Source organism: Haloarcula amylolytica JCM 13557, assembly GCF_000336615.1.
Lineage (GTDB): Archaea > Halobacteriota > Halobacteria > Halobacteriales > Haloarculaceae > Haloarcula > Haloarcula amylolytica.
Map to the genome: position 1 here is coordinate 46,637 of NZ_AOLW01000063.1, position 12,982 is coordinate 59,618.

Annotated in this window: 10 protein-coding genes and 2 pseudogenes; 10 read left to right on the forward strand and 2 right to left on the reverse strand. The window is 56.8% G+C overall.

Annotated features, from left to right (window positions below):
• The first annotated feature begins 150 nt into the window (after positions 1-150).
• From C442_RS19710 to C442_RS19730, 4 genes and pseudogenes are all read left to right on the forward strand, one after another.
• Positions 151-1,188, forward strand: coding sequence for a hypothetical protein (locus C442_RS19710; RefSeq protein WP_008313591.1), 1,038 nt, complete (start codon positions 151-153; stop codon positions 1,186-1,188).
• Positions 1,189-1,930: 742 nt separating this feature from the next.
• Positions 1,931-2,694: pseudogene (locus tag C442_RS23245) on the forward strand (hypothetical protein); the annotation flags it as partial.
• A 120-nt stretch (positions 2,695-2,814) separates the two neighbouring features.
• Positions 2,815-3,072 (forward strand): hypothetical protein, encoded by a 258-nt coding sequence (locus C442_RS19725; RefSeq protein WP_008313592.1) that lies wholly within the window; start codon positions 2,815-2,817, stop codon positions 3,070-3,072.
• A gap of 540 nt (positions 3,073-3,612) precedes the next feature.
• Entirely contained in the window at positions 3,613-4,572 is a 960-nt protein-coding gene (locus C442_RS19730; protein ID WP_008313593.1) for an ArdC-like ssDNA-binding domain-containing protein, read from the forward strand.
• Here the strand turns inward: C442_RS19730 and C442_RS23155 are convergent.
• Positions 4,525-4,809: a zinc ribbon domain-containing protein gene (locus tag C442_RS23155; protein ID WP_394324898.1), complete on the reverse strand. Its 285-nt coding sequence runs from the start codon at positions 4,807-4,809 to the stop codon at positions 4,525-4,527. The genes C442_RS19730 and C442_RS23155 overlap by 48 nt on opposite strands.
• A 245-nt stretch (positions 4,810-5,054) precedes the next feature.
• On the reverse strand, positions 5,055-6,314 hold the full coding sequence (locus C442_RS19735; RefSeq protein ID WP_008313594.1) for an outer membrane protein assembly factor BamB family protein: 1,260 nt from the start codon (positions 6,312-6,314) through the stop codon (positions 5,055-5,057).
• Positions 6,315-6,422: 108 nt separating this feature from the next.
• On the opposite strand from C442_RS19735, the gene C442_RS19740 reads away from it, so the two are divergent.
• The 6 genes and pseudogenes from C442_RS19740 to C442_RS19765 all read left to right on the forward strand — a co-directional run.
• Positions 6,423-7,454, forward strand: a complete 1,032-nt coding sequence (locus C442_RS19740) for a DUF6610 family protein (protein WP_008313595.1) — start codon at positions 6,423-6,425, stop codon at positions 7,452-7,454.
• Between the two features lie 57 nt (positions 7,455-7,511).
• Positions 7,512-8,357 carry a DUF6884 domain-containing protein gene (locus C442_RS19745; RefSeq protein WP_008313596.1) on the forward strand — a complete coding sequence of 282 codons (846 nt, stop codon included), beginning with the start codon at positions 7,512-7,514 and terminating at the stop codon, positions 8,355-8,357.
• Entirely contained in the window at positions 8,350-9,012 is a 663-nt protein-coding gene (locus C442_RS22350; RefSeq protein WP_008313597.1) for a hypothetical protein, read from the forward strand. The genes C442_RS19745 and C442_RS22350 overlap by 8 nt, the downstream gene beginning before the upstream one ends.
• Positions 9,013-9,944: 932 nt before the next feature.
• Positions 9,945-11,165 (forward strand): orc1/cdc6 family replication initiation protein, encoded by a 1,221-nt coding sequence (locus C442_RS19755; RefSeq protein WP_008313598.1) that lies wholly within the window; start codon positions 9,945-9,947, stop codon positions 11,163-11,165.
• A gap of 388 nt (positions 11,166-11,553) precedes the next feature.
• Complete coding sequence (locus tag C442_RS19760; protein ID WP_239642347.1) at positions 11,554-12,084, forward strand: hypothetical protein; 531 nt, start codon at positions 11,554-11,556, stop codon at positions 12,082-12,084.
• A gap of 158 nt (positions 12,085-12,242) precedes the next feature.
• Positions 12,243-12,982, forward strand: a pseudogene (locus C442_RS19765) (RNA-guided endonuclease TnpB family protein); the annotation flags it as partial.

The following is a 12,982-nucleotide window of genomic DNA, read 5'->3' on the forward strand; positions in this document are numbered from 1 at the left end:
GACCAGAAAGCAAGACCACGCCACACGGGGAATGGATTCTCTGATACTGGCCCCGACGGCACGCCCGTAACCGAGTTGTCTAACAAGTCGTAACACCTGTAGCGGTTGGCCTCGCCGACAAAATTTTGTGTTCCTCTGTCGGGTGAGAGGATGACTGACCTTTCACTCGGTACGTTCGGAGACGGAGACGGCGCCGACAACGACCTTGATCCAGATGCCGCAAGCATCGCCCGATGTGCGACGACGTGTCGCGCTCCTGACCGCGACGACAGCAGTTGGGCCGCCCCGGACGAGGACTGGGGGCTGACAACGCAGCGGCCAGCGTCGTCGATCAACACGTCGGCTGGTCGAGCAACCAAACAGCAAACGCGGTGGGTCGTCGATGGGGATGTCGGGGCATATGTTGAGCAGTACGCAACTGGCGACCTCCTGCAAATTCCAAACACGTACGGCGAGTTTGACTCCATTGACACCCGAGTCACATTCATCGACGGACTCGCTGACAGCTACGGGTACGGGATTGACGCCCAAGCACTGGAAAAGGCATTGCGAGTCCTCACTGGCGGTGGCCGATACACTGCGTCGCAATATACCGCTATCCCGTGTGGGAAACAGCCGTGGATTCTGACGGGTCCAGAAGGGACGCTCTTGTGCAGCTGTATGCCCGTTGAGTGGCCGGAGAATCCATACACGAGGGAGCTTCGGACGCCAGAGACGACCCTGCAGATCGAGGAGCAGAACCAAACGGTCCGCACGGGGGCTGCTGAGTTTGCCCACCTGCTATCCGACGCTCTCGGTGTCGATATCGAGAGCGTAGAGTACGCAACAGTACGCGGGAGAACCCAGCACTCATTCATCGGCGAGGAGGACAAGTTCAAAATCGCGGCGAGAGACTTAGCACAACTGCATGGGTTGACAAGCGATCCATCCGTCATCCAGGGGACAGTCAGTCGTGGAGTCCAACCCCCAAACGGTGGCGATCCAATCTCGGTTGAGTGGGACGGGCCGGACCATCCGGTCGGATATCTCGACGAGGGAGACGTGATCGCCGGCTACGAGTTTACGTGGGAACAACCCGAGGAGTCGCTGGAAGACGTTGCAGTCGTTCGCGAGTATCGGATCACACGGAACTACTCGCGATGGACGGTCGACTACAATACTCATCGCCTCGCGTCGGTCATCCCCTGACCGGCCGTTGTGAATACGGCGAACATATTCATGACGGCAGCAGTCCATAGAAGTCGGACAAGCAGGATTCGGTATAAGACATTAGCTTCGCAAGGCTGATATTGAATCCATATCCGGCATACGTATGACGGATGAAGCCACGCTCCGTATATACCTCCGTTCAATCCGCACAGCACTCGTCGCTATGGCGGTATCAATCCTCACAGCCGGACTCATCATCGCTGACGAAGATGGATTAGGATTTCCTCTATTTATTATCACACTACTCATCTGCGCCTATGCGTTTGTGTCCCCGTTCCTTCGCGGTCAATAGGCACACTTCCAGAGCAGTTGTTTCACCCCCTATAATGGATACAGAACCGTATTCACAGCAAATGTGACATCGACGCCGCCAACGGCATATTTTGTGCGCCCTCCGGCAAGTGGAGGGAAATCGAAATGTCACAGTCCACAGCGGCCAGTAGTACCGAAGCAGCAACCACAGACGCCGAAACGAGCGTGTCAGAGACGCCAGCGGACGGTGACGCAGAAATCGACACTACAGACCTCCTGTCGCTCGATGCCCCGCAGCATCTGCAGATCAGTGGCGAGGTCCAGTTGTTTGAGCGGATTTTCGCGGCGGCTGGCACGGTCGCAGACAAGACACGGATAGGAATTACAGAGTCGGGAATCGCCATCCGGGCGGCTGACCTGCAGGGACACGCGATGGTCGACTTGCGTGTTTCTGGGAGTTCGTTCANCAGACAAGACACGGATAGGAATTACAGAGTCGGGAATCGCCATCCGGGCGGCTGACCTGCAGGGACACGCGATGGTCGACTTGCGTGTTTCTGGGAGTTCGTTCAACTCCTTCGATGCAGGGAGAGGGACACTAGGAGTGGATGTCGGACGAGTTCGCGATGCACTCTCAATCGGCGATGCAGGCGACCTTGCACAGTTCGCACTCGATGCGGCAAACAGCACACTAGAAATCAACATCGACGGGATAACGCGCACCATCGAGCTTGATGCGGTTGAATCGCTCCGCTACCCTGTCGAGATGCCGGATATCGACATCCCGGCGACTGTCCACCTGAGTCCAGACGATATCTCGCTCGGTCTCGACGCAGCCGATATGCTTGCCGACCGGTTTGCCCTCTCTGTTGACGCCGATGCCGGAGAAGTGCGGTTTGCCGCAGACGGCGACACTGACAGCATGACCTACCGGTGGGACGACACCGATCTCATCGCCTTCGAGCCCGCGGATGTCGCAGTGAAACTTGACTCGTCGCTGGTCAAATCGGCAAATGCTGGCCTGCCAGACGGCACGAATCGGGTTCTACATATCGGNCGGATGTCGCAGTGAAACTTGACTCGTCGCTGGTCAAATCGGCAAATGCTGGCCTGCCAGACGGCACGAATCGGGTTCTACATATCGGAGACGGGGTGCCACTCGTGCTGAAATCGGAGTTCCCCGACGCCGATGGAGCGATGCAGTTCGTGATCGCGCCGAAGCTCCCGAACTGACTCAGCTTCGAGCGTTTTGCAGAAACGGTGGTGTGTCTTAACCAACACCGACCGCCATACTCCTCCATTGTTGGTTAGCGCTATTTTTGTGTCTCCCCGGCTGGGTGAGGATTTTCCTCTATGGACCAGACCGTTCCAGACTACGAACGCTTTGAGCGTGAACAGATCGCACAGGACCGTGACCGGCAGCGTCCCGATACCGTCGAGATCGACGAGCCACGAGGGCGTGAGGTCGTTACCAGTCTACTCAATGAGGGAGTGGTCGAACCGATTCCAGAACAAAACGTCTTGCAGCACGTTCCGTCCGGGCAGTGTTTTGACTCCGACATGGCGCTGGTGTACTTCCACAAGGGCTGGGAGGCTAGAGGCGAGGAGTAGCGGATTCGCGTTTGTTAGACTCTTAAGCCAACAGAACGAGCTACAAGACTATCTATTTGCGTTAACTACTTTCGGAAAGAATCAATTGTCACAAACACACATATAGCACACGTAAAGGACTTGTCTGCAGAGATATATATCAGATAGCAATGAGTGAAACCACTAGCAATCAATTCTTTCGGAGCCGATTCGGGCTAGGAGCTGAGTGCGTAGTTATTGGGATCCTAGCGTTTCTTTGCGTCACGGTCGTCCTCTTAGTAGACGAGAGCTCATTGCAGTTCAGCCTTCTTGCAGGTACTGCATTGGGAATCTTCACTACTGTTTTACGCTATTTAGTCCAGCGTTGAAGGAGTTAGCCACCCACTCACTCGGATTGGGGTGGTCTACTCAGCTGCTGTGAGCGCCACCTGAACTGAACAACTCGAAGCATCGTAGACTGGGGAGACACGATATCAATGTGTCTTAAATTAAACAGCGAATTTTCTGTCCCCCAGTGGAGGTGCGGGGGCGTGCCCGAGAGTGCGTCCCGAAGATAGACCGATGTCAACGATACAGTCAGACACGCCAGAGCAGTCCAGCCAGCAGACCACTTGCACCTTCGACGATTCGGACTCCCGGGACGAGGAGATGCGCGACCAACTCGATGCGTGGGTCGAGGATCTTGCCGACCTCACCGACGAAGCGCAGGCCAGCGAGCAGTTCCAGCAGTGGCTCGATGTGCAGTCGAAGTTCCACGATTACTCGGCCCGGAACACGCTACTCATCAAGCTCCAGTGTCCTGAGGCAACGCGAGTCGCCGGCTACAATACGTGGCAAGACGAGTTCGACCGGTACGTCCAGCAAGGCGAGGACGCGATCTGGATCTGGGCTCCGATCATCACGAAGAAGTGCCCCGAATGCGGGAACTCGCCGTCGTATCACGAAAACTCAGATTGCGAGTACGACGAGACAGAGCCCGAACAGTGGCGGCGAGGGCTAGTCGGGTTCCGGCCAACGTCGGTGTTCGATATCTCCCAGACTGAGGGCGAGCCGCTTCCCGAACTAGAGACAGAAGCTCACGGCGACCCGGATGGACTTGTCGAGGACCTCTTGGACGCGACCAACGAGATCGGCGTCGACGCGAGAATCGTCGCTTCAGAGGAGTGGGAGCATGGGTCTGCACGGGGCGTTTGCGAGCGTCGGAACGTCATGACGACGAATCCGATGGTCGAAGCGGTCGACCGAGACAATCGGGCCGCCCTCGCGAGTACACTGATTCACGAGTTCGCCCATGCAGACCTTCACTTCAATGTCGAGGATGAGGCGGAGCGGTCGAAGCGTGAGGTCGAGGCTGAGGCAGTCGCCTACGTGGTCAGTCGTCACTTCGGGCTGGACCCCGACAACTCGGCGTTCTACTTAGCGGCGTGGGACGGCGACGCACCAGAGACGCTTCGGGACCGGTTGGACCGTATCTCAGCGACTGCGGCGGATTTGATCGACGCCGTCGAAGGTGCCAGCTGAGCAGTCGGTCGTGCTTTTCCAGACGTGCCTGAGAGCCGTTTTTTGTGTCTTCCTTGCTGGGTGGAGAGAGTCAAGTATGCGTTCAACACCGATACCACAGCCGGGAGCAGTAAACCCACACATCGAACACCTCTTCGACGTGTTCCGGGAGTCCACTCGGACAGCTGTTACGTCCTGTTCTCTGGCCTTGCACGCGACGTACTCGTTGAAGCGACGGAACGCCACAGGGGATACCACGACGCCTCTGGTAGGTTCCCACGGATATCAATCAGGTCCGTTCAAGAATAACGAAAACGGACGAGCCTCCGATCCAAAGTGGCCACATCTATGACTGAAAAATCTCCGCATGACATGATTTCCCGCAAGGCTCGAAGGACAACTGAGTGCCAATCAGATCTCACCTATGAGGTGGGAACAATCTCCGATACCGGGTATCAATCAATGTATCTTCTCCGTACAACTCTGTGAAGAACTGCCGAGAATCAGGGTGGTTCGAGACAGACCAGTGTCGAATCGTCCTCGTTGTGTGATTCACAGGCGACGAACAGCGCCCCATCACCGACGGCAAGTCCCTGAATACCACCACTCTCGATGGTATGAGTCCATCGTGTTGCACCAACCCTTATTCCTCCGACCCCGACACCACCTGATAGATCGAATGCGTGAACATCACCTTTCACCGGAGCATAGATGGTGTCGCCGGCCGCGACAGGGGCCGCGTTATCGAAGTCTGCGCTCACCTGCCAGTGACGGTTCTTGTCGTAGACGCGGAGCGACGAAAGTGAGTCCCAGCCCGTACTGTATACCCACGACCCAGCGTGGACGGGCGGTGATCCGGTGTGGCTCTCGGTGGCTATCCAGTCGTTGATGCCGGCGTTGGCTCCATCTTGTAGGTTCTGGAGTGGGCCACTGAACGTGCTGACAACGATGCCGTTGTCCGTCGGTACTATTCCTTCGATCTGGCTCCCTACTTTACGACGCCAGCGTTCTCCCGGTTCTTCTCCGGTGCCATTGAGGGAATATGCATACACCTCGCCGCCGACAGTACCAATATATAATCGAGGGCTGCGGAACGCCATTGTCCTAACCGCACCGAATACATCGATCTGCCAGTGCTCGTCACCGTTCGCTGGGTCAAGCGCGCGAACGGTCCCATCGTCGTTTGCGACGAGTACGAACGGTTCGCTGACGAGTCGACCGGTGATCGGATGGGGCGGACTGTGGATGTGGCCGGCACCAGTCAGAGACCATAGCTTATCGCCAGTGTCAGCATCGACAGCGAAAACCGTGTCATCATCGCTCGTCGTAACGTAGACGATCCCGTCGTGGACCGCCGGCGGTGAGGGCCAAGGATGCTGGGTCGGTGCAAATTGCCATAACTCCTCACCCGAGTCTCCATCGAGCGCGAGCAGTCCCTCTGCATCCGGTGCGAAGACTATCCCGTCCGCAATGGCCGGCGTGCTGATATCCGAACCAATATCGGTGGCCCACCGCTCTCGGACGTCCGTTCGGGGTGCCACGGCATCGGGTGTAAACGCCGTGTTGTGGGGATCGTGGCGGGGCATTGGCCAGTCAGTCGTCGTATCGCTCCCGGGTGAGAACTGTGATTCGCTGGATTCGAGACAGCCGGCGGTTCCGATGAGAGCCACGCCACTAAGGCCGCCGAGAAGTTCGCGCCTGGAGGGCATCATTTGGAATGTGATCCTATATGTGAAGGGCTTTCTGGGTTCTCTCCACGCCATACCGTCGGTGGCCTGTTCCCTGACTTAGATGGGGTAATCTACACGAGAAAGTAGTTTTTGCCGCGCCTGCCAGCTGGGCGCGCCAAGTGGGCGCGCTCGGTGTTGTTCATGTCTTCTGAGGCTCGACACTCTTGGTCAGCGGCGGCTGTCGGCGATGCACAGCAGGCTGAGTATATCGGGTTCCTTCACCGGGAACCGTTCGTAATCGATGCTTACCGGCTTGGATTCGCCGTCGGCGTTCGCGAGGACTACACCTACCAGTCCTCGCTTCGGAACGTCGACGTCCCGATTGAGATTCTAGACAACGACTTCCGGAATCCAGACTTGGACCGGTACATTGAGCGCTTCGAGCAGTACGAGCCATCGGTCGGGATGCTCGGCGACGCATACGACCGGCAGGAGGTACGTCGGTACAACCAAGCCGCACGGGAGCTGAAACGGAAGTTTCCGGACATGGAGGCTATCATCGTCCCGAAGTGCCGCGACGCAATCGACGTGATCGACGACGACATCATCTTGGGCTATCCGATGGGCTACTCCGACCAGACCGCCGACGAGTACACGGATATTGTGGACTGGCGAGGGCGGCGCGTGCATCTGCTGGGGGCAAGTCCNCCGATGGGCTACTCCGACCAGACCGCCGACGAGTACACGGATATTGTGGACTGGCGAGGGCGGCGCGTGCATCTGCTGGGGGCAAGTCCCACGAAGCAGTATCCGGTGATCGAGGAGCTAACACAGCCGCGTGTGACCGGTGAGGAACCAGCCGATATCGTTGGCGTCGACTGGAACGGGGTTCATCTGGCGGCGCTTCACGGCGAGTACTTCTCACCATACGGCTACGGCAATGCAGACCACCTCTCGATCCGGGAGACGGTTCGAGAGAGCCTGCGACACATCCGGTCATACTGGAAATCGCGGGGGGTGTGGCCGACTACGGAGAAAGACCGGAGCCCGCTAACAGCGGAACCGATGGACCCTGTCTGGGCTGCTGACGGTTCGAGAGCAACTGTGAGTGGCCTTGAGGATGCGATTGTCGTTGAGTACGAGAACGGACAGACGCTCGCGTACCGGAGCCAACACGAACGAGACAGGGTGGAATACCGGGCAGGACTCACTCCCACTGAGGTCCACGGCTAGAGCCGACCGGACAGCCTCAGAGAGTTTTGTGACTCCCTGGTGGGGTGAGGGAAACAGATGACTACCACTCAGACTGAGCGAACTCGTGGCCGCTTCGTACTCATCGGATGCGGCGACGCGAAAACCGACCAGCCAGTTGCAGCTCGAGATCTCTATACATCCTCGTACTTCTCGGTCAAACGATCGTATGCCGAGGCAGCTGTCCAGTGGGCTCGAACTGCTGACCGACGGGCGAACACTTGGGCGGTTCTCTCTGCAGAACACGGGATCTTGATGCCCCGGCAGACGGTCGCTCCGTATGATACGACCATTGAGGACCTGCGCGGCGAACCCATCGAGGGAGAGCCACATTACCGGCTTCCGTCAGGGGACCGAGTTGAGAGCCGACTAGATCAGTGGGCGCTCCGTGTCCACTCATCGCTGGGCGATTGGCTCCGGCGGCCATACGCTGCCGATCAGCAGGAGTCCCCCTGTCGGGAGTTGGTCGTTCTGGCCGGCAGCGACTACGTCGACGCGCTGCGTGAGCGCGACATCTTCGACGGCCGGCCAACTGCGATTCGGACTGGGCGAGACACCTACACTGCTCTTCCCCCGAAAGCGACAGTTCGCCTCCCCTTCCAGGAGCGTAACTTCGACGGGATGTTCGACCAGATGAGCTGGCTTTCAGACCGCACTGAGGAACTTGAAGCAACTGCAAAGCCCGCTTGTCGAGCAGAGCTTTCAGCCTTCGACGGCGGCTTTGAGCGCGAGTCTGCTACGTGGCAAACCAGTCATAGCGGCGTCGACGTCGAGGGAACCGAGCAGGTTGGGCTGGATGCATTCGAGAACGTCCCTGAGCGGTTCCTTGCCACGAGGCAGACGAGTCTTGAAACTGACGGCGGGGAGGGAGGGCAAAATGGATAGCACGCAAACCTGCGATATCGACCGAGATGCGGATATCCACGTCGACGCGCCACTGGACCGAGAGGTGATCCGGATGACAGAGACTGGCTTTCTGGCTGTTTGTTCGGACAACCACTGTTCTTGGCAAGGACTGTTCCCAACCCGGGAGATGGCAGCCGAAGCAGTAGAGACCCACATCGAGCGAGCCCGGCGGTCTCCGGATTACAAGTACCACTTCGGCCAGCAAAACCCGTACGTCGTGGAGCTGATCGACGATTCCACAGCACGGATCTGCCCAGATCAAGAGCTAGATCTCCTTGAGCCGTGGAACTCCCATCGCGACGGACAGCGACTTTCCCGGTCGGAAGCCACTCGAACGCCGCTCGGGGAGCAACTGCATCGTGGGGACCTCATTGACTGCCACGGGCCCGGTGACGCGATGGTGCTACAAATCTCGCAAACTCGAGCGTTTGGCTTGCCGGCGTTTAGCATCATCTACGTCTCGCCCGACAGCGAGCCAAACAAGGACGGCAGCTACAGCGACGATGACCACCGATATCTGAATAATTACGTGGCTCGCAACGGCGAAGCGGTGAGCGTTCCAATGGCTGACCGGCTGTCGTTCCGTGGACAGACCAACGCCCAGAGCGACCTGAAACGGTGGTCATCGTCTTAACGGTCGTTGCGAATACGGCTGTCTTATTCACGAGATTGTGACAGAGCTTTCGGTCAATACAGCCCAAGAATTAAACGTCAAGTTTAGCGGCAGACACACCAAGTTTGGAGTCTATACCTGGGAGGAAATCACGAGCAGACCCCTGATGGGGGATTTTACACACACACCAGATTTGGAGTCGAGATATCTCAATATGAGTGTGCTTGAGTCCCGCGCTTACGGAAGCTGTACTTACAGCGGTAACAGCGCCAAAGCCCACGAGTTCACTCGTGGGATGAAGCGCGTAAGCTTCATTGGCAGGCCGCCCGAAGGGTGGCCTGTCCGAGGTCCGGGCAAGCCTTCCAAAGCCGCTGTCCGGCCCGGGAGCCACACTGGCTTGGCTCAGAACGCCGGCATCCGACCGGCGAACTCCCGCGTGGGGATGCCCGTCTGTGACGGGGCTGGTCTGTGGCCAGCAGAACCCCACGACTTCAGTCGTGGGAGAAGTCAGTGTGCTGTCTCATCTTTCCCTTCCTTTCAAATTCTAGTTAGACTAGACTAGAAGGAGACACCAGATTTGGAGTCCAGCCACATCGGTAAACATACTTCGAGAGCTTGTCCCCAGCCTCTCGCGTTTCTGGACTCCAAATCCGGTGTGTGTGTTGACCGCTTCTTACCCAACTCCTAGAATAGACTTCAGATATGGACACCCAGTATCGACTCTTATCCAATCTTCCACAGAGATGTCTCATCAACAGCAGAATCTGAGGACCTTTTGACTGCATTTTGATGGCATATGATACAACCACCCAGTACACTCCAAATCCAGTGTGTTCCGATAGATTTGGAGTCAATTGAATATCCAATAGAATTAGTGATGAGGAGCTAAAACTACCATCTTCACTCCAAACTAGGTCCATAGGTTTTTGTGCCATCAATAAGATATGCGAGATATGCCAGATGCAGGGGACCAAGGGGGCGACCCCCTTTTCGACGCTCCTGTCGTGGAGCATCGGAACGAGATTTTCAAGAACCGAGACCTCGTCGACACGGATCACGTCCCTGACGCCGACCGCATTATAGGCCGTGACGAACAAATTGAACAGGTAGCTCACGAGATTGGGGCTCTTGTTGTTGGTGAACCGGCCAGTTCGGTGCTGATCTTCGGAAAAACGGGAACAGGAAAGTCGCTTGTCGCTAAACATGTAATGGGCAGAGTCGAAGCAGAGGCTGACCGTCGTGGTGTCAGTGTTGGAACTGCCTATATAAACTGTTCACAAACTGACGGTCCTGCCCGAGTCCCGCGCAATATTGGCCGTCGCATCAACCCTCCTGAAAGCGGCGTCAAATTCCCGTCCCGCGGTATTTCGACTGATGAATACTATGAGCGGCTATGGTCGATCCTTAACCAGCACTACGATGGTGTTGCCATTACGCTCGACGAAGTCGACAGACTTCGCGATGATTCCCCACTGATGATTCTTTCTCGGGCTCGAGAAAATGGTTCAATAGATATACCCATTAGTATCGTGGCAATCTCGAACAAGATTGACTACCGGAATCAGATGAACGAGCGGACAAAAAGTTCGTTCGGCCATCGAGAGTACGTGTTTGACCCATACGATGCCAACCAATTACGGGAGATTCTTAGGAACCGATCAGACGCCTTCCACGAAGGGGTGATTGAGGAGGGAGTCATCCCCCGGGTGGCAGCTCTCGCTGCGAAAGAACATGGCGACGCCCGAAAGGGTATTGAACTGTTGTTTTCACTCGGCAAATACGCCATACGAAACGGTTATGATACTATCTCAGAAGAAGATGTTCCAAAAGTACGCGAGATGGCTGAAGCTGAACGGCTTCGCGACCTTATTACGGGCTTGCCAGCCCATTCCCAGCATGTTATCGGAGCACTCGCAGCGCTTACAATTAGTAATTCTGATGAAGGGTGGTTCCGGACCTCGCAGGTATTAGATGCATACAAAAAACTCTGCAATGAGCACGCTGTCGATCCAGTCACCCATGAGCGTGTGAGACAACTTTTGGAGGAACTGTCATTTCTTGAAATCACCGAGTCACGGAACCAACACCAAGGGAGCAAAGGACAATTTAACGAGCACACGCTCAATAAACCCCCGGAGATTATCAAGCAAATCTATAGAGAGACAGCACCGTGAGCGACTGTGGCTGAACCTTTTGGGTATCCTCAATAAGCACGCTCACTGACCGGTTGTTTCAGCCAGTTGGATGAACAAAGAGGCCGTATTCACAACACTTAACCAACAGCCGGTTAGTATCATCGCTTCTGTTGGTTAATACGCTGTATCGGGCGATTTTCTGTTCCTCTGTCGGGTGAGAGGATGACTACAACTGATCCGACTCAAACACAGGACAGACAGCCAGACCAGCAAGCCGGGTTCGACTTCAGCAAGCCAGATCAAGAACACGAGATCGAGGCGTCATACTCGTGGGGGTATGTCGACACCATCTACATGGACGATGACGGTGAACTCGTCCGCTCACAGGATACCGACGGCTACTATCGCAACGACGAANACCATCTACATGGACGATGACGGTGAACTCGTCCGCTCACAGGATACCGACGGCTACTATCGCAACGACGAATCGTTCGAGTGCACCTGCGGGGAGACATTCGGTTGCGAGAGCAAAGCAAAATCCCATATCCGAAGCGAGGGCTTCCGAGGCCCGCCGGTGCCGGTCGCCGGCCATCCAGAAGCATTGCGCTGGGACAACGAGCCGATGACCGACTTCGGGGGTAATGTGGAATTCATTCCAGATGTAACGAACACCGCCGCCAAAGTTGTCGACGGGGCTGACTACCTGATCGCGACAGCCCGGACGACACTGACGCCACCAGCGGACCACGAGTTCGATAGCTGGGAGCCACTGCAATCCGGCCGCCTGTCGAACCACAACGGCGACTCACTGTTCTCGGCGCGGCTCTTGTCGAAGGCTATCGCGACGCTTTCACCTGGCCACCAGTACGTTCCAGACCGCTACACTATCTACAGGCGGAGCAGGCCGAGTGCCTCGGGGCTTGACCCCGGGGGTGAAGGCCGTAAGCTCAGGTAAGTGTTCCACTTTCACTGTGGANTCTACAGGCGGAGCAGGCCGAGTGCCTCGGGGCTTGACCCCGGGGGTGAAGGCCGTAAGCTCAGGTAAGTGTTCCACTTTCACTGTGGATGGCTGGCATTCAAGATAATCACACTACTACGCTTGTACTGGAGCGAATGACCGACGGACAGGCTCTCGTCAAGACGCTGGACTTCCAACTCAACATCCAGAGTGACAACGAGAGCCTGCTGTACGACGCCACCCTCGAAGCGCGGTGGGCGTACAACGAAACCATCCGACTCGCCAAAGAAGGCGTGGACTGGAACGCCATTCCCGACAGGGTAGCCGACGACGCTGACCTCGTGAAGAACACTACTCAGCGTGTCGTTGCGAAGGCACTCGGTGCGATAGAGAACTACTACGAATACGACGACTTCGGCCAACCGAGCCACACCAAGGACGGCGCGTACCCCCTCCGAGCGAACTACGAGGAGGGGTACAACCTGTCGCTCACCGACGACGGCGACGTGGCGTTCCGAATCAGCGCGAAGCCGTACAAACACGTCAAAGGCGTTCTCAAAGGTGATGACGCCCACCTCGATATTCTCAAGAACGCACTCACGAGCGACGAGTGGAAAATTGGGACAGCGGAAGCCCTGTTCCACGACGACAACCCCGAGTTGCACGTAAACGTCACTAACACCGAGCAAACTGTCCGTGACAAGCAGAACTCGCGGACAGTCGTCGGTGTGGACGTGAACGAGGACAACGTGGCTCTGACCGCCCTGTCCGAGAATGGCGTCGAGAACACGCTTGTTATCGACTTTCCCGAAATCAAGTTCGAGCGTCACCGCTACTTCACGATGCGGAAGCGCGTCCAGAACGCGGGGAAGGACAGCATCCACGACACGCTCGA